This window comes from Serratia sp. D1N4, assembly GCF_054552755.1.
The window spans coordinates 1,925,813-1,943,376 of sequence record NZ_CM137274.1 but is presented as its reverse complement, the minus strand read 5'-3'; the positions used below and the strand labels follow the sequence as shown (position 1 = coordinate 1,943,376).

General features: G+C 52.6%; 23 protein-coding genes. 4 read left to right on the top strand and 19 right to left on the bottom strand.

Annotation, left to right across the window (positions count from 1 at the left end):
• Nucleotides 1–2: 2 nt before the first annotated feature.
• On the bottom strand, nucleotides 3–353 hold the full coding sequence (locus tag ACX1CU_RS08375; protein ID WP_459402115.1) for a GPW/gp25 family protein: 351 nt from the start codon (nucleotides 351–353) through the stop codon (nucleotides 3–5).
• Nucleotides 350–982, bottom strand: coding sequence for a phage baseplate assembly protein V (locus ACX1CU_RS08370; protein WP_459402114.1), 633 nt, complete (start codon nucleotides 980–982; stop codon nucleotides 350–352). The genes ACX1CU_RS08375 and ACX1CU_RS08370 overlap by 4 nt, the downstream gene beginning before the upstream one ends.
• Before the next feature lie 303 nt (nucleotides 983–1,285).
• On the opposite strand from ACX1CU_RS08370, the gene ACX1CU_RS08365 reads away from it, so the two are divergent.
• Nucleotides 1,286–2,542 (top strand): P-loop NTPase family protein, encoded by a 1,257-nt coding sequence (locus tag ACX1CU_RS08365; protein WP_459402113.1) that lies wholly within the window; start codon nucleotides 1,286–1,288, stop codon nucleotides 2,540–2,542.
• Here ACX1CU_RS08365 and ACX1CU_RS08360 read toward each other — a convergent pair.
• From ACX1CU_RS08360 to ACX1CU_RS08310, 11 genes are all read right to left on the bottom strand, one after another.
• Nucleotides 2,535–2,981, bottom strand: a complete 447-nt coding sequence (locus ACX1CU_RS08360; RefSeq protein ID WP_459402112.1) for a phage virion morphogenesis protein — start codon at nucleotides 2,979–2,981, stop codon at nucleotides 2,535–2,537. The genes ACX1CU_RS08365 and ACX1CU_RS08360 overlap by 8 nt on opposite strands.
• Nucleotides 2,974–3,441, bottom strand: coding sequence for a phage tail protein (locus ACX1CU_RS08355; protein WP_459402111.1), 468 nt, complete (start codon nucleotides 3,439–3,441; stop codon nucleotides 2,974–2,976). Before ACX1CU_RS08355 ends, ACX1CU_RS08360 begins: the two co-directional genes overlap by 8 nt.
• Nucleotides 3,404–3,649 carry an Rz1-like lysis system protein LysC gene (gene lysC, locus ACX1CU_RS08350; RefSeq protein WP_459402751.1) on the bottom strand — a complete coding sequence of 82 codons (246 nt, stop codon included), beginning with the start codon at nucleotides 3,647–3,649 and terminating at the stop codon, nucleotides 3,404–3,406. The genes ACX1CU_RS08355 and lysC overlap by 38 nt, the downstream gene beginning before the upstream one ends.
• A complete protein-coding gene (gene lysB, locus ACX1CU_RS08345) occupies nucleotides 3,531–3,968 on the bottom strand; it encodes an Rz-like lysis system protein LysB (RefSeq protein ID WP_459402110.1) in 438 nt (145 codons plus the stop codon). Before lysB ends, lysC begins: the two co-directional genes overlap by 119 nt.
• The gene (locus ACX1CU_RS08340; RefSeq protein ID WP_459402109.1) at nucleotides 3,965–4,474 is read right to left on the bottom strand and encodes a lysozyme; all 510 of its coding nucleotides are present in this window, start codon (nucleotides 4,472–4,474) and stop codon (nucleotides 3,965–3,967) included. The genes lysB and ACX1CU_RS08340 overlap by 4 nt, the downstream gene beginning before the upstream one ends.
• On the bottom strand, nucleotides 4,458–4,667 hold the full coding sequence (locus ACX1CU_RS08335; protein WP_459402108.1) for an HP1 family phage holin: 210 nt from the start codon (nucleotides 4,665–4,667) through the stop codon (nucleotides 4,458–4,460). Before ACX1CU_RS08335 ends, ACX1CU_RS08340 begins: the two co-directional genes overlap by 17 nt.
• 4 nt (nucleotides 4,668–4,671) lie before the next feature.
• Entirely contained in the window at nucleotides 4,672–4,875 is a 204-nt protein-coding gene (locus tag ACX1CU_RS08330) for a tail protein X (protein ID WP_459402107.1), read from the bottom strand.
• A complete protein-coding gene (locus ACX1CU_RS08325) occupies nucleotides 4,875–5,369 on the bottom strand; it encodes a head completion/stabilization protein (protein WP_459402106.1) in 495 nt (164 codons plus the stop codon). Before ACX1CU_RS08325 ends, ACX1CU_RS08330 begins: the two co-directional genes overlap by 1 nt.
• Nucleotides 5,370–5,461: 92 nt before the next feature.
• Nucleotides 5,462–6,121 (bottom strand): phage terminase small subunit, encoded by a 660-nt coding sequence (locus ACX1CU_RS08320; RefSeq protein WP_459402105.1) that lies wholly within the window; start codon nucleotides 6,119–6,121, stop codon nucleotides 5,462–5,464.
• 3 nt (nucleotides 6,122–6,124) lie between these two features.
• Nucleotides 6,125–7,207, bottom strand: coding sequence for a phage major capsid protein, P2 family (locus tag ACX1CU_RS08315; protein ID WP_459402104.1), 1,083 nt, complete (start codon nucleotides 7,205–7,207; stop codon nucleotides 6,125–6,127).
• 36 nt (nucleotides 7,208–7,243) lie between these two features.
• On the bottom strand, nucleotides 7,244–8,092 hold the full coding sequence (locus ACX1CU_RS08310) for a GPO family capsid scaffolding protein (protein ID WP_459402103.1): 849 nt from the start codon (nucleotides 8,090–8,092) through the stop codon (nucleotides 7,244–7,246).
• Nucleotides 8,093–8,231: 139 nt separating this feature from the next.
• Between ACX1CU_RS08310 and ACX1CU_RS08305 the strand changes: the two genes are divergently transcribed.
• The 3 genes from ACX1CU_RS08305 (at nucleotide 8,232) to ACX1CU_RS08295 (ending at nucleotide 12,371) form a co-directional block, all read left to right on the top strand.
• Entirely contained in the window at nucleotides 8,232–10,001 is a 1,770-nt protein-coding gene (locus tag ACX1CU_RS08305) for a terminase ATPase subunit family protein (RefSeq protein WP_459402102.1), read from the top strand.
• Complete coding sequence (locus ACX1CU_RS08300; RefSeq protein ID WP_459402101.1) at nucleotides 10,001–11,032, top strand: phage portal protein; 1,032 nt, start codon at nucleotides 10,001–10,003, stop codon at nucleotides 11,030–11,032. The genes ACX1CU_RS08305 and ACX1CU_RS08300 overlap by 1 nt, the downstream gene beginning before the upstream one ends.
• A gap of 211 nt (nucleotides 11,033–11,243) precedes the next feature.
• Entirely contained in the window at nucleotides 11,244–12,371 is a 1,128-nt protein-coding gene (locus ACX1CU_RS08295; protein WP_459402100.1) for a hypothetical protein, read from the top strand.
• A gap of 252 nt (nucleotides 12,372–12,623) precedes the next feature.
• On the opposite strand, the gene ACX1CU_RS08290 is transcribed toward ACX1CU_RS08295, so the two are convergent.
• The 6 genes from ACX1CU_RS08290 to ACX1CU_RS08265 form a co-directional block, all read right to left on the bottom strand.
• Nucleotides 12,624–13,145, bottom strand: a complete 522-nt coding sequence (locus tag ACX1CU_RS08290) for a hypothetical protein (protein WP_459402099.1) — start codon at nucleotides 13,143–13,145, stop codon at nucleotides 12,624–12,626.
• A 12-nt stretch (nucleotides 13,146–13,157) separates the two neighbouring features.
• Nucleotides 13,158–14,246, bottom strand: a complete 1,089-nt coding sequence (locus ACX1CU_RS08285; RefSeq protein ID WP_459402098.1) for a hypothetical protein — start codon at nucleotides 14,244–14,246, stop codon at nucleotides 13,158–13,160.
• A gap of 272 nt (nucleotides 14,247–14,518) precedes the next feature.
• Nucleotides 14,519–14,743, bottom strand: coding sequence for a hypothetical protein (locus ACX1CU_RS08280; protein ID WP_459402097.1), 225 nt, complete (start codon nucleotides 14,741–14,743; stop codon nucleotides 14,519–14,521).
• A gap of 18 nt (nucleotides 14,744–14,761) precedes the next feature.
• Nucleotides 14,762–14,956, bottom strand: coding sequence for a hypothetical protein (locus ACX1CU_RS08275; RefSeq protein ID WP_459402096.1), 195 nt, complete (start codon nucleotides 14,954–14,956; stop codon nucleotides 14,762–14,764).
• A 68-nt stretch (nucleotides 14,957–15,024) separates the two neighbouring features.
• Complete coding sequence (locus ACX1CU_RS08270) at nucleotides 15,025–17,241, bottom strand: replication endonuclease (RefSeq protein ID WP_459402095.1); 2,217 nt, start codon at nucleotides 17,239–17,241, stop codon at nucleotides 15,025–15,027.
• Complete coding sequence (locus ACX1CU_RS08265; protein ID WP_459402094.1) at nucleotides 17,238–17,480, bottom strand: hypothetical protein; 243 nt, start codon at nucleotides 17,478–17,480, stop codon at nucleotides 17,238–17,240. Before ACX1CU_RS08265 ends, ACX1CU_RS08270 begins: the two co-directional genes overlap by 4 nt.
• Between the last annotated feature and the right edge of the window lie 84 nt (nucleotides 17,481–17,564).

Sequence of the window (17,564 nt, the reverse complement as noted above, 5' to 3'; positions counted from 1 at the left end):
GTTCACCTCACAGGAATGGACAGCGCCAACGCGCCAGGGGTATCGGTTCGGGTGCCAGTCAGCTCAACGGCCATCTTGCCGTCAAAGGTGGTCTGCAGGCTGATACCGGTCAGCTTGACACGCGGCTCCCAGGCTAAAACCGCGCTGTAACAGGCGGCCATGATTTGCAGGCGCAACGCGTCATTCTGCGGCTGGTCGAGCAACGCAGACAGCAATGAGCCATAAGCCCGGCGCATCACGCGGGAGCCGACAGGCGTCACCAGGATGTCGGCTACCGACTGGCGAATATGGTCAATGTCCGCCACCCCACACCCGCTATCACGGTGCATACCGAGGTATTTAGCCGGGCTCATGACGGCGTATCCGTATTGCCACCGCCACGCTGGACGCCGCCGTGGGTGTGGGTATGCAGCACCACGCCATTAGATGTGATACTGCCGCCAGTGTGGGTGAGATTGCCGGTCAGGCTACCGCCTTGCTTCACCTGGAGCGTGCCAGTGATTAACTGATTGGTACATTCCACCACCGGCGCATCCAGGGTGATTTTTTTGCTGGCGTTGACCGTCACCACCGACGCGCGGGCGGTAATGGACTCGGCGGCCTCCACGGTAGCCGTCTTAATACCGGTGACAGTCAGTGCGCCGGTGGCCGGTTCATACTCCAGCACCGCCCCGTCGGGGAACGCGATATGCAACGCATCTGCCGAGGCCGACGGGGCCGGAAAGTCATCAGAGAAAATGCCCGGCAGCACAAAGGCAGTATCCAGTTCGCCACCCAGTGCCAGGAGCAACACCTGTTCCCCTTCGGACGGGGCCCACCAGGAACGAGACCGCCCCGCCCGGCAGGTGAGCCAGGGCAGCCAATCGGTGAGGTTGTCGCCGGTCTCCACGCGGCAAAGCGCGTGCTCCAGGTCAACGGCATTCACGGTGCCAATGCGGATCAGATTGCGCAGCAGGCGCAGGATGTTGGTTTGAGTGTTCATAGCTGGAGGATGCGATTTGAGAGATAAAACGGCAACCTGTTGGCGTTCTGAGATCTTTAACACAACTTACCAATACACCATTTTGTGATGAGCGATATAGTCAAAAAAACTCTAAGGATTATCATAAGAGGCAACCGTTAAGAGCATTGCTGATGGAGCGTTTACATTCATAATCTTTATGCTTTTCGTGGCCACACAAGACTCTGAGTTATGTCTTCCCAAGGAACGCTGTAAAAGTTACATCTATGCAAATGGGTTTTAGTAAGTTTCATAGGAATTTTTATTATAACCAAGGACATTTAAATGAGAGCTAGTGAGGTTTTTACCCCTGGGGGATTTCCCGAAATAACTTTTGTCGATGACCATTTGAAGGATAAAGGGCAGCAACTGTTAGATGTTCTTGAAACTGGCTCAATGTTGATCTCAATTTCCGGCCCATCAAAATCAGGGAAAACTGTTTTTGTTGAGAAACTATTAGGGCGGGAGTCATTGATACAGATAACTGGGGCCGGGGTAACTTCAGTTGATAATCTATGGTTAAAGGTTTTTGATGCTTTAGGAACACCAATAACCAGAACTGAAAACAAAGCTCATGTAACCTCACTTAATGCAACGGGGAAAGTCTCTGGCCAAGCTGGGGTTTTATTTGCAAAAGCCGCTGCAGAAGGAAGTATTGGTGGTGGTTATAGTGATCAACAAGGTTCAACATCGACAAAAGCAGTGGACTACTTGCAACTACTTATCAGCGAGGTAGGAGGAAGTGATTTCATTATATTCATTGATGATTTCCACTATATCCCTAGAGAAGTTCAGTCTGAACTTGCGAAACAAATAAAAGAGGCCATTAGAAAGGGATGTAAATTCATATGTGCTTCCGTACCCTATCACTCTGATGATGTAATAAAAGGAAATCCTGATTTAACAGGTCGGTTCTTTTCAATAAACTTTGATTATTGGAATGTGGACGTACTTGAAAAAATCGCAAACAAAGGCTTTACCAAACTTAACATTGAATGTAATAAAGATGTAATAAAAAAATTGATTGACGAGTCTGCTGACTCCCCACAATTAATGCAATATCTATGTTTAAACTCTTGCTATGAGCTTAATGCAAGGGAAACACAGCAAGAAATTCATCCTTTCCCTAACGAGAGGATTTTACTGGAAAGCATTTGCAAAAGAACCGTGCCAGCAACTGATTTTAGCTCGGTTATAAATAAGATGCTTGATGGCCCAAAAACAAGAGGCTCTGAAAGAAAATCATATACCATGACAGATGGCACTCAGGGTGATGTATACAAAGTACTTATAAAAGCTATAGCCCTCAGTCCCCCACAGCTTAATTATCGCTATCAGCAATTAGTGGATAGAATCGATAGGATATGCTCCAATGGCTCACCTAGTGGTTCGAGTATAACAAGTGCTTGCTTGCATTCATCTACTTTGGCAAATAACTTTTCATCCGAAAATGTAATTGAGTGGGACTCTGAAAATGATGTTTTAGACATAAGGGATCCATACTTGCTTTTTTATATTCGCTGGAGTGAACTTGTTAATTAGTTAAAAAATAAATAACAACCCGTTCCAACTCAATAAGAGCAGGTTTAGAATGGCCTAATAAGGGGCGTTCCTCATACTTCAATGTTTGACTATAAACGGAAGGCCGATCCCGCAGTCCATAATGATGCACCTCGGCCATGCGTTTCACCCGCCCGACAAACTCCACCACGGCGGCATCGCTGCTGCCGGTGGCTTTCATATAGCGGGCGGTGCGCAGCTTAGTGAACATCGCCCGCTTGAGGCGGCCTTTCTTGTTTCTCAGTGTGGCCTTGCGTGGCGCATAGGGTGTGCCGTCTGGGGCCTGCTGTCGCTTGATATTCTGCTGCTGGCTGGCGCGCAGGCGTTTGGCAATCGTCACGACCAATGCCTTGCGCGACTGTGGCGACAATTTGCTAATCAACCCCGCCAGCCGGGTATCAAAGGGTTCTAGCTCATTCATGCCATGTACTCACTAACTCACCGTGGACATAGAGCTGCATCGGGCGGGTGACGTTCTCCGGCAACGGCGGTTCCGGCAGGTGGTCAACGTGCAACGCCCCGGCATGTTCTTTCACTATCACCCGCTCGGTCAGTTGCAGGTTGATGCTGATATCACAGGAGCCGTCGTTGTTGATATCGGCTTCGAAGGTGTAACCGGTGCGCCGTTTCTCCTCGGTTGCCATGATGTCCGGCTGGTGCTGGCGCAACCATGCCAGGATAGGGACGATGATTAAATCCATGTCCCCGGTGTAGTCGGTGATCAACAGGTTCAGCCGAAACTGATATTCAAACGAAAGTGAATTTGCCAGCGTGGACGCAATGCGCCCGCTGTCGGTAAACAGGCGCAGGTTCTCCGGATGGCGTTGCAGCCAGGGCAGTGATTCAGTCAGCGCGGCGCGTAACTGTTGGGGCTTTATCATGGTGCTGTTCCTGACACTGTTTAATCATCTCGACCTGGAGCGCACAGGCCACCAGGGTCTGTTCCAGTTGGCGGATATCCGCACTTAACTCACCAAGGGTGGTCGGCTGGCTGCCCGGTATCGGGCACGGGCTGACCGTCGGACAGCCAACGTAAATAATCGTCGGGGTGGTTGAAGGCGGGCCGCTGGTGCAGCCGGATAACGTCAGCAGGCAAAGGCTGGCTAAACCAGTCACGTAATAGCGCGTTGTCATTGAGTACCCTCTGTAAATCCTGTTCACGTTTCAGCGCCAGCCGCTGCGCGCCGCTCAGGCTGTTTCTCAGTTGTTGCTCGGCCTGTGCCTGTTGCTGGGCTTCACGTTGTAATGTCGTGATAACCGTATCCCGGTGGTTGACGGCGGCGGTGAGCGTGCCGTTTTGCTGCTGTGCTGCGTCCAGGGACTCCTCCAGAGAGACCACCTGCCATTTCAACCCGCCGATGACCGCCAGCGACACCAGCGCCAATAACCATGCGGTTCGACTGCTCATGCGGCCCCCTTGAGGCAGAGCGCCTTTTCCGCTGCCCTTCTGCGCTCTAGGCCATTGGACTTCACGCCGTTGACGTACACCCAGCGCGGCAACTGCTGGCAGGCGTTGCGCCAATCCTGTTGCCGAAGATACCCGGCCAGGGTGGAGTTGCATGCGGCGGTAGTGCCAACGTTAAAGGCAAAGGCCACCACCGCGTCATAGACCGGCTGCGGCATCGTCACCGACAGGCAGCGCCCGAGGGCCCGCTCGGTGCGGTAGACATCGGCTATCAGGTTGATGGCGGCCTGCCGTTCGCTGATGACCTTGCCCGGCACCACGCCAGCGGTGTGACCGATGCCGCTCGTCCACACCCCGGCGCTGCACTGGTAGGGCGACAACTGGCAACCCTCAAAATCGGCAATCAGCCGCAACCCGGCCTCCGAGGTGTTGAGCGCGCGGTATTGCGGCAACAGCATTGCCAGGGCCAACACCGCCCCGGCGGCACAGCGTTTAACGGTTAAGCTCATCCGTCACCCTCCGGGGAAGCCCGAGTGTATTCAGGAGTTGATAGGTTTTACGGCGGTAGTACCAGTTCACCAGGAAGGTGCCGACACCCACCGCCGCCCCGACCATAAAGGCGATATCCTGCGGCGAATACTTCCCCACCCAGGCCAGGAACACCGCCATGGCGTAGGCAAAAAAAGAGGTGATGCGCTCCATGTTGTCAGTCCCATAAGTTGACGGTTTCACGTTGCGGGGCGGCGATGATGTCCGGCAGGTCAACCGGCTGGCCGTGGGGCAGTATCACCCCAACTTCGGCCAGCCCGGCGTTGAGGGCATACACCTGTTCGACCACGCCCTGGGGGCGGCCAACGTAGCGCCAGCACAGGGCATCGACCGTGTCGCCTTGTTCGGCTATCACCCGCATCACAGCAACCCGATAATGCAGTGGCTACGTTCGGCCACGTTGCTGATGGCCTGCCGCGCAGAGCGCCACAGTTCATCTATCGACGCCTCGACCACCTCGGCTTTGCGGGCCCCGGTGGAGGTGGTGTCCAGGCTGCGGTATTGCTCGGACAGCAGCGCCAGGGTCATGGCGCTGACCGCGTTCTGGTACTCGCTCACCCGCAGGCTTTCACCGTCGAGCTGTTCGGCAGGCACCTCGGCCAAGAGCTGATAGCCGTCGGCCATCCGGTCGCGGCGGTAGGTGAACAGTTCGGCATTCACCTCGGCGATGGCGGACTTAATCGCCCGGCGCAGCCGGGGGGCGGTGATACTGCCTTCAATGCGCATCACGTCACGCACGGCCACCGGGTCAACGTCCGGCCAGAACAGGCTGTTGATAATCATCGGCTCGGTTACCGCCGGAGGGCGCAGCGGCGGCGCATCCGGGCGTGGGGTGGGAATAATGACAGTGCTCATAAAACCTCGAAAATAGGGGGCGGTGGACGCGGGCATTGACGCAGAGGTTTCTGGTCGCCGCCCGCGTGCCGCCCGGCGCGGGGCGCGTTCGGTCAGCGGCTGGTCGCGTTGCGGATGGCACGCTCCAGCCGTTCTATGTCCTTTTTGACGCCGCAGCCGTTGTGCAACTGCAACGCCCGTTTCAGGTGGTTTAAGGCCCCCTCGGCCCGGCCCGCCTCCCGCAACACATACCCGGTGATTTTGTGCAGCTTGGCGCGCACTTGGTCGGGCATGTCTTCGGCGTCGGTCAGTTCCAGGGTCTGCAACAGGTGCTCGATGTTGACCGGCTGCCCGGCCTCATGGGCGCGGGTGGCGGACTCGGCGACGTCTTCAGCTATCAAATACGGCGTGGAGCGGTTGAACCCGTTGGGTGGCACCAGCTTGTGGCGCAGCGCATAGCGGGCAATCGCCAGCGCCCCGGGGATATCCCCCGCATCCAGCCGCCAAATCATCACCGTCATCACGATGACGTCCTGCGCGCCGCGCCCTTCCGCCAGGACACCGGCCACCCACGGGGCATAATCCGGCAGCAACTGGCGCTTAAGGTCGGCTTTGCGTTCCTGGGAGCGCACCTGTTTAAGCCTGCGCTTGTCCTCATACAGCTTGAGCAACATCAGCTCATAGCCGTTGGCGTGGGCGGTGGGGCCCGCCGCCTGACGGGCGGCCTCGATGGCGGACTGGCGCAAAAAGTGACGGCGGGCCGGGTTGCTCATGGCTTACTCTCCGCTTTTCGCAGGGGCATCTTCCGGCGGGACAGCCGGGGTGAAATCACCCAGTTCGATGTTCTCCACCACGCAGCCACAGGCATAATCCTCCACCACGTAATCCTCATTGATGGATTCGTAGTTCTCGACGCGGTCGCGCTTGGGGTTTTCTTCCAGGTGGCGACGGTGGGTGTCTTCCTGCCAATAGATAGAGAGGTTATCCAGGCGGGTGATCATCAGGGCATTGGCCGGGAAGTACGGCACGCGTACCGCTGGCAGATTGCCGATACGTTTCTGGCTGATAATCATGTCAGCCGCCATGGCTTCGCTGTTGGGCTGTACCTGATTGACCAGCGGGAAGTATTTATCCGCCAGCAGCTTGCGGCCACAAATCACCACCAGTTCCGGGTCTTCCTGATACCAGTCGGCAATCAATTCGGCGTGGGCGCTCATCACCAGCGCATCGAGGTTGGTGTAATCGCCACCGGGCCCCACACGGAGCGTGTCAGACAGGATGGTGCCGTTATCGTCCTGCGCATTGCTCATCACCCGCGCTGGCGCTTCGTCCCGGTATTTTTGCAGCCAGCCGACGGCAATATCCTGCAACATCGGGTTTTTAAGGCGGTTGGAGGTCTTGGCACGGTGGGTGCCGTTAAAGCCGATAGTGATACGGTCAAGCGCCTGACGCTTCACGATGGCATCACGTAGGCGGGTTTGGAAATCCTGGTAACGCGCCCACAGGTCGAGGGTGTTATAGCGGATATGGAAATCGTAGTTCACCTGCTGGCAGAAATAGCCGTCCTTATCCAGGGAAGCAAAGTCAGCGGTTTCGCGTTCGTCACCCGCGCTGGTGTCGGTGGTGCTGGCAATGGTGCCATTGACGCCCAGGCCGACCTTCTCGGCCTTCATCTCGGCCACCGGCACAATGTTGATGCTACTCAGGAACGCGGAGGACTCCTGTACGCGTGTCATGATGGTTTGGGTCACCGACGGCTCGACGCTGAATTTCTTGTCCAGGTCGCCAGTATCGATGCCGTTCAGTTCGGCGATACGGCTTAAAAACTTGTTAAATTGAAAGCGGGTTTTCTGACGCATGAATTTTATCCTGTGAATTATCGTTTTCTGTGCGGGTTAGCAGTCGGTCAGCACGTCTTGCACACCGCTGCCGCCGGTGGCGGGCGGGCGCTGTCCTTGGCTGAAACTCTCGGTGCGGGCAAGCTGCTGTTTCAACGCCGCAAAGGCCGCCGCGTCGGTCTCCACCTGCTGCTTGAGGTCGGCCACCTGCTGGGTCAGGGTGGTTTCCAACTGGCTGAATCGCTGCTCGGTGCCTTGCACCTGCTCGGCCACGGTCATCACCGCGCCTTCCATCTCGCTAAAGCGCGCCTCATCGCTGGCCTGCTTGCGGCTAAACATGGCTTTTACGCGGGCGGCAAAGGTCGGCTCCGGGTCGGCCAGCTCTTCAAACTCAATCAGCGCCTCACTGGCGACGGTGAACACATTGGCCGGGTCAGCCTTGCGGGCGGTCAGTGGGTTGTGCTGCGCGGTACGGCTGAAGGTCAGCATCTCGGTGCCGAGGCTCGCCGGGTCATCGGTCACCGCCAGCCCCATGAGGTAGCTGCTGCCGGTCTTGGCAAAATTGCGGCCGATTTCCATGGAGGTGTAGACCTTCTGGCTTTTGCCAATCATCGCCACCAGTTCGGCGGTCGGGGATAACTTGGCGTACAGCGCCCACTTGCCGTGCAGGCGGGGTTCGTCCGGGTCGTCAATCTGTTCGGCCTTCAGCTCAATCACATCGCCATAACGGCGAAAATCACTGTCGGGCAAAATCCCCTTGATGTGCTCCAGGTTGATGCGTGCCCCGTAGACCTTCGGGTTATAGCTGCTGCCCATTTGCTGAATGTCGTTGGCGTCAATTTCGCGACCGTCGCAGGTATCCCCCTCCAGGCCAATGCGAAACCACTTTGAAACTTTCTTTGCCATGTTGAACGGCTCTCCGGTTGTGGGGTTCGGGGCCAGTGTGCGGACAACAGCCCGCTGGCTCAACGCGTTGCAGTTGGACGAACCGAGGCACAACAGGGACTTAAGGCGGGTTGAAACGGGCTTGCGTAGCCTTGGCAGCATGAACACGACACCGACGACACTCATCAGCGACCCGCGCCGACAGGCGGCCCTGCTTTACTGGCAGGGCTTCTCTGTGCGCCAGATTGCCGACACGCTGCAAACCAAGGCCCCGACCGTGCAGAGCTGGAAGCTGCGCGACAAGTGGGACGCCATCGCGCCGATATCCCGCGTCGAGCAAAGCCTGGAAGCGCGGTTAATCCAGCTCATCATGAAGACCCACAAGGAGGGCATCGACTTTAAGGAGATTGACCTGTTGGGCCGACAGGTGGAGCGGCTGGCCCGGGTCAACCGCTACGCCCAGACCGGCAACGAAGCGGATTTAAACCCCAACATCGCCAACCGCAACAAAGGGGAGCGCAAGCCCGTTGAGCGCAACCTGTTCAGTGACGCGGCCATTGAGAAGCTGAGCGACATTTTCCAGCACTCCACCTTTGACTATCAGAAAGGGTGGTATCGCGCCGGGCTGCAACACCGTATCCGCAACATCCTCAAGTCACGGCAAATCGGGGCCACGTTCTTCTTTGCCCGTGAGGCGCTGCTGGATGCACTGACCACCGGACGAAACCAGATATTCCTCTCGGCCTCCAAGGCCCAGGCGCATGTGTTCCGCAATTACATCATTGATTTTGCGCGGTTGGTCGAGGTGGATTTGAAGGGTGACCCGATGGTGTTATCCAACGGCGCACGGCTGATGTTCCTCGGCACCAACGTGCGCACCGCGCAGAGTTACACCGGCAACCTGTATCTGGATGAATATTTCTGGATCCCCAAATTCCAGGAACTGCGCAAGGTCGCCAGCGGCATGTCGCTGCACAAGAAATGGCGCACCACCTACTTTTCCACCCCGTCCAGTCTGGCACACAGTGCCTATCCGTTCTGGTCGGGGGAGCTGTTCAACAAGGGACGGCGCAGCAAGGCCGACCACCTCCAACTCGACCTCAGTCACAGCCACTTATCCAAAGGCGTGCTGTGCGGCGATGGACAGTGGCGGCAGATTGTCACGGTGGAAGATGCGCTGACCGGCGGCTGCAACCTGTTTGACCTTAACCAGCTTTCACTGGAATACAGCCCGTCGGAATACCAGAACCTGCTGATGTGCGAATTTGTGGACGATACCGCCTCGGTGTTCCCGTTCGCCGAGTTGCAGGGCTGCATGGTGGATACGCTGGAAGAGTGGGACGACGTCAACCCGTATGCGGTGCGGCCCTTTGGCTATCGCCCGGTGTGGATTGGTTACGACCCGTCGGAGGCCAACGGCGGCGACAGCGCCGGGTGTGCGGTTATCGCCCCGCCGATGGTAGCCGGGGGCAAGTTCAGGGTGCTGGAGCGCCACCAGTGGCAAGGGATGAACTTTGCCGACCAAGCCCAAAAGATTAAAGACCTGACCGACAAATACTGTGTGGAATACATCGGTATCGATGCGACCACCGTCGGGCAAGGCGTATTCCAGTTGGTGCGGGAATTCTTCCCCGCCGCCCGTGAAATCAAATACACCCCGGAAATCAAGACGGCGATGGTGCTGAAAGCCAAGGACACCATCGGGCGCGGTTGCCTGGAATACGACACCAGCCACACCGACATCACCGCCTCGTTTATGGCGATACGCAAGACCATGACCGCCAGCGGCGCACGCTCGACCTACACCGCCAGCCGCAGTGAGGAAGCCAGCCATGCCGATTTGGCCTGGGCCATCATGCACGCCCTGTTAAATGAACCGTTGACCGCCGGGAGCGGCCACAGCAGCCCGAACATTTTGGAGTTTTACTGATGAGCAAACGCAAGAGCCGCAAGGCATTGACCACCACAACACAACCCACAAACCCACCCAAAAACGCACAGAATGTGGAGGCGTTTACCTTTGGGGAGCCGTCGCCGGTGATGGACAAACGGGAAATCCTCGACCACCTGGAGTGCTGCGGCAACGGCAAATGGTACGAACCGCCGATCAGCTTTGACGGGCTGGCGCGCAGTATGCGGGCCGCCGTGCATCACAGCTCACCGATGTTTGTGAAGCGCAATATTCTGGCCTCCACCTTTATTCCGCACCCATTGTTAAGCCAGCAGGAATTTAGCCGCTATGCGCTGGATTACTTGGTGTTCGGTAACGCGTTCCTGGAACTGCGCAGAAACCAGCTCGGGGAACCGTTGCACCTGCAATGCTCCCCGGCCAAATACACCCGCCGGGGTGTGGAGCCGGATACCTACTGGTTTGTGCAGGACTGGAAAGAGGCGCACCAATTCGAACCGGGCAGCGTGTTTCACCTGATTGAACCGGATATCAACCAGGAACTGTACGGCCTGCCGGAATACCTGAGCGCGTTGAACTCCGCATGGTTGAACGAGGCCGCCACGCTGTTTCGCCGCAAGTATTACCAGAACGGCGCGCATGCGGGTTACATCTTGTATATGACCGATGCGGCACAGAGCACCAGTGACGTGGACAGAATGCGGCAGGCGATGCGCGACACCAAAGGGCTGGGCAATTTCCGCAACCTGTTTATGTACGCGCCGAACGGCAAGCCCGACGGCATCAAGATTTTGCCGTTGAGTGAAGTTGCTACCAAGGATGATTTTTTCAATATCAAAAACTCCAGCCGTGACGATCTGCTGAGTGCGCACCGCGTCCCACCGCAGATGATGGGGATCATCCCGAACAATACCGGGGGATTTGGGGATGTGGAAAAGGCGAGCCAGGTGTTTGTGAGGAATGAGTTGATGCCGTTGCAAGAGAGGATGAAGGAAATCAACCTTTGGTTAAGCAGAGACATTATCAACTTTAAAGATTATGCCTTTTTATAATGAACTACAGCACGAATTGGACTTAACATGCGCTGTGATTTTTTGATTACAAATACTATAGACATAAAGGAATCAGCCGGGATATCATCGAAGAAGTAATTTATAAAGACAGCTAAATCTTCAGTGAGTTAACTTTTAGACACAGTAAGGAAAATCCATGTTTATGCCGAGTGATAGAGTAAGGAAAGCCATGTACTCAGAAGGAGGCTCAATGTGGATAGTACCTACACAAGACGATGTTAATGACTTGGCAATATTGATTAAAGCTCCTACAACATCAATAAAAGCCATGATAACAGGGTGTGATTTTGATGTTATCCTTGGCGTTGAAAATAACATTCTTTGTTATTCCCTACGTATATTCGACACGATTGACACACCTCTATTTATTTCTGGGTGCATCATCAATGAAGAAGAAATTGTTGCCACTCGTAAACTCACAAAAGAAAAGAAAGCAATCGTTTATTTATTTAATGAATTAGATTTTTGTATCGGCTGGAGTAGATTTTCTATCGAGTTGGGCAACACTGGAGTAGAAGAAAAATTTTTTGAAAAATCTGGCGCACTGTATAGAGGGGAGATTGACGACAAATGTAATCATGCCATGGATTGCTTACGCTTATCTATAGAGCAAGACGGAGCCAAACCTAATCCAGAATTGATTGAACTATATAAAATGACCATTAAAACTGAGAGGTGGAACATTAATACTCTCATAGTTATTGGGCAGCACGAGAGTAATTCAATAGAATTAGATAACCCTAATGAAGGTGAAATGTTAGAAAGAGCAATATGGTCCTCCCTTGAGTCCGTATTCCCGCTCACAATTTACAAATCCCCTAGAGTTAAAATTGGCGATAAAGTACGTGAGCTTACAGATGTTCTAGCCTTTGATGACCTTGAATGTATATTAATAGAGTCAAAGGATTTATCTGTTATAAGTTCAGGCATTCAAAGAAAATCAGATCGCCGCGTGAAAGGGATACAAAACCAAGCCAAAACTGCAATAGGTCAACTTGTAGGTGCGTGTAACGCTTTAGGTCGAGGGGAAATTATATCTAGTGCAAGTGGTGAGGAACTAGATGTTGGTAGGAGTGGCCCTCATCATTGCATAGCTCTTGTTACAGAAATTAGTCATTATGGGGATTGGACAATAGTAACTGATGAACTGATGAAAGCATTTAGACAAACTAGATCATTTTTCCATTTAATGGATCTTAGAGAATTGGTAGCTCTATTAAAAGTAAGCAAGGGAGACCCACGAAGGTTGAGAGTTAACTTGGTCAAGAGGTTTAAGCTTTTTGTAGAAAAGAAAAGCGTCCATATTAGAGTGAATTAAGTTATTTAGAGTACAGAATGCAAGCCCATTACTTAATGGTTAGGTATGATAAAAACACTCTTTTTTTTCAGAAAATGATTTATTAAAATTAGACTCACACTTCAGATTAAAAACGAATTTCAAGAACTATCTTAATGGCGATGATTCTTTTTATTATTAAGTTAGGTGACCGTATAAACGATCACATTTAATAGACTGCCCGTTATACAGGATCATGAAAAAAATCGCAAAAACTCATGAGTTAACCAAAAACTACAATCTATCATTTAATGACTTTTTATTTTTCTTATTTTTTAAATCAATTATAAAATTGACATTTGACGCTATGACTACATAGACCCCAATAAGCTGGATATAGCTCAGAGTAAGTAAAGAAAACAAACCCACTCCATTTATTAAAGCTGGGGTGGATTTGTAAATTTCAGATTTCAATATAAAAGGTCTTGCTATAACCCCAATCATTAGTAGTGACAAAACTACTGCTGAAAGAACAACCACCCCAACAATTACTTGCACTCTATCGTCATCTTCCTCAGAGAAAATAGCTTCGACTTTTGATGGTTGAGTAATTCTTAGAATAGCATTCGGATAAAGATAAGCAATCCATATCCCCATTATTGTGAAAATCATTACAGATGTATTCTGCAAGATTGATATAATAGGCTCAACATCTTTTTCATTTAATAATTGGCAATAAGAGTAACTTACCCATAGAATCAGAGCCAAAGGGATTATATGAAGAAATTTTAGTAATTCTCTATTTTTATTTTTCATAAGCCTTACCAACTAAGCATTAGCTTGTTCTACTGATTCTGATGAGACAGTAGTTGTAAAAGCAGCCAATAAATCGTCACGTCTAAGTTCTAAAGCACGATGGAGCCTATTGGTTGTATAATAGCCTGAATCATCAGATTGATTTATATCACTGACCAATAATGTGTTTTTTACGACAAACTCATTGAGCCAGCAAATACCACCGACTCCTTCTTTTTTGAAGCCTAAGTTAGTCCAACTATCAGTTATTACATTATAATCTTCATTATATTTTTCAAAAATCCCGCGTAATTCTTGTTCTGTAGGGGCGGCTTCAATTGATAATTCAATTTTTCGTGAATCTCTTGTCACTTGGCTAGAAATGAAGGGAAGCCCCCTGAAATATCTAGTCCATGAAGGATCAGGTTGCACTGATGCACTTATAACATCTCTTTTAACAAAGTGAGTGATCTGACTAGCAATTCTTCCAAGGTCTGCTTCGTTTGTTAGCTTTGTATATTGCTCACTGTAAATCCTGAGCCAGAGGTTATCACCTAAACTCGATACAAATGAAATACTCAGGTAATTACCTTGTTTTCCCTCTTTTAATTCCCTGCGTTTTTGCCTAACTGTACTATGTAACTCCATGAAATCACGTAAATAGCGATTCATTAATTCTGTGTCAGAGATTGAACTATGAAATTTAATTGATGAGAAAATTCCAATTGAAGGAATAAACCAATAGTATGCAGGCTCACCCCAAATTACTGATTCACCATCAATCTCGTCATCTGCACTATATAAACGGGTATCACTCAAGGCAGAATCAGAACGTATACCATATACACCATTCCCATTTCCTATAGCTCGCCATAATATTACAATGTAATCACCAGTATCCTCATTTTTTTCAATGGATTTTAGATAAACTTTTTTCCTACTGGAGTAACCTGGTGTTTCATCATCCCAAAGTAAAGTATCGGCTAATGAAGTCCTTGTCAAAAACCAAGAGTGCAAGGATTCAAGCATCTGAGCCATATCTAATGGCTCGTAGTAGTCATCTCCACGCTTATGAAATCCTAGCTTTTTGTATTTGAAAAAAGTAACTAATCCTTCACTCATTTGCTCACCATTAGTTGTGACCAGAAAGACATCCAATACCTAAATGGAACTTATAGTTAGAGTACTCAACTACGTTATGCATTTAATCATGTTCTTGGATTTATGCAACAGGAAGCGCGCAATGCTATCCCCGCCTCGCCTGCCCGCTTCATGTGTCGCTTTTCATGCAGTTGCGTGATCCGGCGCGATCCGCGCCAGGGCTGGCGCTACGGGGGTAAAAATCGCACAGGATCATCATGCAAATTCATGCACTCAATGCATGCACAGCCCAACTAGCAAAGCATGAGGTAAATATTGTGCTGATTGCGCCCCGCCTCAATCATCCTGAAAGTATGGCCGGACTGGTGCAGGATATAGCCATTCACCTCTTCAGGCGTCACATGCCTACCCTGCTTTGCGGCTGCCTGGATAAAATCCCCCGTCTTAATCCGGCAGCCCTTGCTCGTCATTTTCAACGCCTCGTCCAAGGCTGAAGAAAGGATCTCTCTTTTCATCATGCGACCTGCCATGGATTACTAAACTGTAGCAAGCTGCTTAATCACAGCGGCGTTTTCCGGGCTGAGGTTGTTTTTCATCTCACCCGCCAATTCTGAAATCCATATCAGTGCTATTTCTTTATCTCTCGCTTGACTCTCATAGCCCACTCCCAGGCGGGCGATGAGTTCAATGCGTTCCAGGATCACCACTTCTTCAATATCTTGCCGATGCACCCTTTTCCTCCGACACGTTAACTGTATTTATATACAGTATTACTGATTGATTTTGATCGCGCAACCCATTATTCGAAGCTTGCCCAATCCTTAACCGGTTCATATTGCATTGATATGTCACCGAATTTCACTTTGGCACCGCGCACCAGGGCTTCAAGTTCCCAACGCTCGGCCTTAATGTTTTGTTGTGCCAGCGCTGAGTAAATCTGAGGTAATCTGTCACGCTCCGCCGGGGTTAAGCGGGCAGAAGGAGCCACAGTGCGCCCCCGATAAGCATCGCGACTGCGTTGAGATCGGTTCACCTGCGGGGTATTGGCCCTTATTCGCGCCATAACCGACCGTGTCACGGTCATGTCCTGCCAGTCAATAACGGTTTCCGGTGCGTGCTCGAGCACCGCCACGTCGTCGACAGGCTCACTATTCTGCGGATTTGTTGCTTCACCGCTACCGACCCACCCACAGTTATTGACAGGACTCCGAGGCGCGCCAGAGGCGCTTTTTAAGGTCAAGCCCTCAAGGTCAACGGCTTTGGCGACAATCCGCCATTGCGTGGTGCGGGTCTCATGAATGTGTGTGCTGCCCAGGTGCGGCGCGAAAATGCCGACCACCTTTTGCACCTCTTCGTCATAGGTGTTGAGTTCATCGGCAACACGGCGCGCCACACGCACGGTCTGTTCCTTGCGGGGGATATTGGCCCCGCCCTGCGCCAGGATATAGGCGGCAAAGTCCCCAGCATCAGCAGCAGCGCGAACAGCCTCAACGCTGTCGTCAAACGTATCAGCCAGACTGATGGAGCGGATACGGCGGCACTCACGGTAAGCGCCCATGGAAGGCAGGCCGATAGAATGAAACTGAGGAATACGCCATGTTGACGCCCAGGCAGTAACAGCGGCGGCGGTCTCGGTCAGCAGTTCCCCGGTTTCGTGGTCGCGTTCACCGTCCAGGGCATAGCCATCGATATTTTTTGCGATGTACTTCGCAATATAGCCCGCCGCACCACCTTTATTGAGGTGCTTGCAGTCAAAACGGTTCTTTGCTGCGCCGCGTTCGTCGCCATCCTCGGCCATGGCATAGCGACGCATGATGTCGATCACCGGCTGGCGCTGCGCTTTGCTGGTGAACAGCATCATGTGCCAGTGCGGCGTCGCATCGTGATGCGGTTCAACCACGCGCACGCCATACACTTGCAGGTCGTTATCTTTAAACGCGGTGCGGATCTTGCTCCACAACTTCACCAGATAACGCTGGCCATCTTTGGGGGTGTAGGCTTCCGCATCCCAATTATGATTAAACTGCACCTTGGGATGGGTTTTGCCGAGGGTGCGCGTCGGGTGGTATTTGGACGGCGTGGTGATGGTGATAAACAGCCCTTTGTGACCCGACTCAGCGGCGGCTTTCTCGACACCGGCGATCATCGCCATTAACTCCATCCGGCGGATCTCCGGGTTAGAGATACTCGCCAGCACTTTGTCGATCAGGCTGATGCGTTCGCCGGTGTCGGCGTTCTCCAGCTCACGGCTGTTCAGATAATCCAGGTTGGACTGGCGGCGGGCTTTCACTTCGCGGATCGCCTGCTTGCTGGCATAGGCGGAAACACCCCGGTTCACATTGCCAACCGCAATCAGCAACGCCTCACGCCAGCGGGTGCGTTGGGCCTTGAGCTGACGTTCCCACCACTCGGCATTCACCAGCCGTGACAGGCTGGCTACCGCTGACCGCGTATCCAGTTTGCCTTTACGGTATTTGCGCCAATGCATCGGGGTGATATTGAAGGCGCGGGCCATTCCGGCAACCTGCGCATAAAACGTCGCCTGGGTAGCATCCTCCAACAGGCCGGTATTATCGCCGTCGTTCTCGGCCAGAAATGCCTCGCAATACCGCTCATAGTTCTGCATCAACTGCCCGGCGATGCGGTCAGCAAAACGCTTCAGCGCTTTATCATCCATCCCCGGCAAACTGGCGTAGTTCTCCCGCTCCAACATAAAGCACTGTGATGCCTCGATATCCATCGCGTTCTTGTCATTCACGGTCTGGATACGCGGCCAGATACGGCGGTCAAATTGCAGCATCAGCCACTTGTTGGCCTCATGCAGCCCTCGGCTTTTCAGCAGATAGTCATGGCGAGAGAGGAACAGCGAACTGAGGAAACGCGGCAGTGCGTGGATCTTGCGTAAAACAGCTTGCCCCTGAGCGTGTTGCTCACGGGTAAGCGGTCTTACCGGCCCGGCAATCGCCGGGCGCGGTGCATTCCAGGGGTAAACATAGGCGGGTGCCGCTGGGCTCATTGAACTTTGGCACCGTTAGCGTGGGCGCAGTTACCGCAGTAACGCTCATTGCAGGGGGAACAGGGATTGCCTTCGGTGCGCGGGGCCACCCTCACCTCTCTGGCCCGGTATTGCTTACCATTGCGCAGCACAATGAACGTTTCCGCGCTATTGATGATCGACGGGTAGCTAAAGGCAATATCCTGCTGATTGACTACGCGCGCTTTCCCGTTACTGATGAATGACAGTTGTGATGCCATGCTGGCTCCTTACTCTTGGTTAGGGGTTTTCAGGCGGCGGGCACTGTGCAGATCGCTCAAGTCGGCGGCCAAAAAGTGCCCTAC

Excerpts from the sequence above, each read along its gene's own strand:
- ACX1CU_RS08375 (WP_459402115.1), bottom strand. The coding sequence starts at position 353 with ATGAGCCCGGCTAAATACCTCGGTATGCACCGTGATAGCGGGTGTGGG.
- ACX1CU_RS08370 (WP_459402114.1), bottom strand. The coding sequence starts at position 982 with ATGAACACTCAAACCAACATCCTGCGCCTGCTGCGCAATCTGATCCGC.
- ACX1CU_RS08365 (WP_459402113.1), top strand. The coding sequence starts at position 1,286 with ATGAGAGCTAGTGAGGTTTTTACCCCTGGGGGATTTCCCGAAATAACT.
- ACX1CU_RS08360 (WP_459402112.1), bottom strand. The coding sequence starts at position 2,981 with ATGAATGAGCTAGAACCCTTTGATACCCGGCTGGCGGGGTTGATTAGC.
- ACX1CU_RS08355 (WP_459402111.1), bottom strand. The coding sequence starts at position 3,441 with ATGATAAAGCCCCAACAGTTACGCGCCGCGCTGACTGAATCACTGCCC.
- lysB (WP_459402110.1), bottom strand. The coding sequence starts at position 3,968 with ATGAGCAGTCGAACCGCATGGTTATTGGCGCTGGTGTCGCTGGCGGTC.
- ACX1CU_RS08340 (WP_459402109.1), bottom strand. The coding sequence starts at position 4,474 with ATGAGCTTAACCGTTAAACGCTGTGCCGCCGGGGCGGTGTTGGCCCTG.
- ACX1CU_RS08335 (WP_459402108.1), bottom strand. The coding sequence starts at position 4,667 with ATGGAGCGCATCACCTCTTTTTTTGCCTACGCCATGGCGGTGTTCCTG.
- ACX1CU_RS08330 (WP_459402107.1), bottom strand. The coding sequence starts at position 4,875 with ATGCGGGTGATAGCCGAACAAGGCGACACGGTCGATGCCCTGTGCTGG.
- ACX1CU_RS08325 (WP_459402106.1), bottom strand. The coding sequence starts at position 5,369 with ATGAGCACTGTCATTATTCCCACCCCACGCCCGGATGCGCCGCCGCTG.
- ACX1CU_RS08320 (WP_459402105.1), bottom strand. The coding sequence starts at position 6,121 with ATGAGCAACCCGGCCCGCCGTCACTTTTTGCGCCAGTCCGCCATCGAG.
- ACX1CU_RS08315 (WP_459402104.1), bottom strand. The coding sequence starts at position 7,207 with ATGCGTCAGAAAACCCGCTTTCAATTTAACAAGTTTTTAAGCCGTATC.
- ACX1CU_RS08310 (WP_459402103.1), bottom strand. The coding sequence starts at position 8,092 with ATGGCAAAGAAAGTTTCAAAGTGGTTTCGCATTGGCCTGGAGGGGGAT.
- ACX1CU_RS08305 (WP_459402102.1), top strand. The coding sequence starts at position 8,232 with ATGAACACGACACCGACGACACTCATCAGCGACCCGCGCCGACAGGCG.
- ACX1CU_RS08300 (WP_459402101.1), top strand. The coding sequence starts at position 10,001 with ATGAGCAAACGCAAGAGCCGCAAGGCATTGACCACCACAACACAACCC.
- ACX1CU_RS08295 (WP_459402100.1), top strand. The coding sequence starts at position 11,244 with ATGTGGATAGTACCTACACAAGACGATGTTAATGACTTGGCAATATTG.
- ACX1CU_RS08290 (WP_459402099.1), bottom strand. The coding sequence starts at position 13,145 with ATGAAAAATAAAAATAGAGAATTACTAAAATTTCTTCATATAATCCCT.
- ACX1CU_RS08285 (WP_459402098.1), bottom strand. The coding sequence starts at position 14,246 with ATGAGTGAAGGATTAGTTACTTTTTTCAAATACAAAAAGCTAGGATTT.
- ACX1CU_RS08280 (WP_459402097.1), bottom strand. The coding sequence starts at position 14,743 with ATGATGAAAAGAGAGATCCTTTCTTCAGCCTTGGACGAGGCGTTGAAA.
- ACX1CU_RS08270 (WP_459402095.1), bottom strand. The coding sequence starts at position 17,241 with ATGAGCCCAGCGGCACCCGCCTATGTTTACCCCTGGAATGCACCGCGC.
- ACX1CU_RS08265 (WP_459402094.1), bottom strand. The coding sequence starts at position 17,480 with ATGGCATCACAACTGTCATTCATCAGTAACGGGAAAGCGCGCGTAGTC.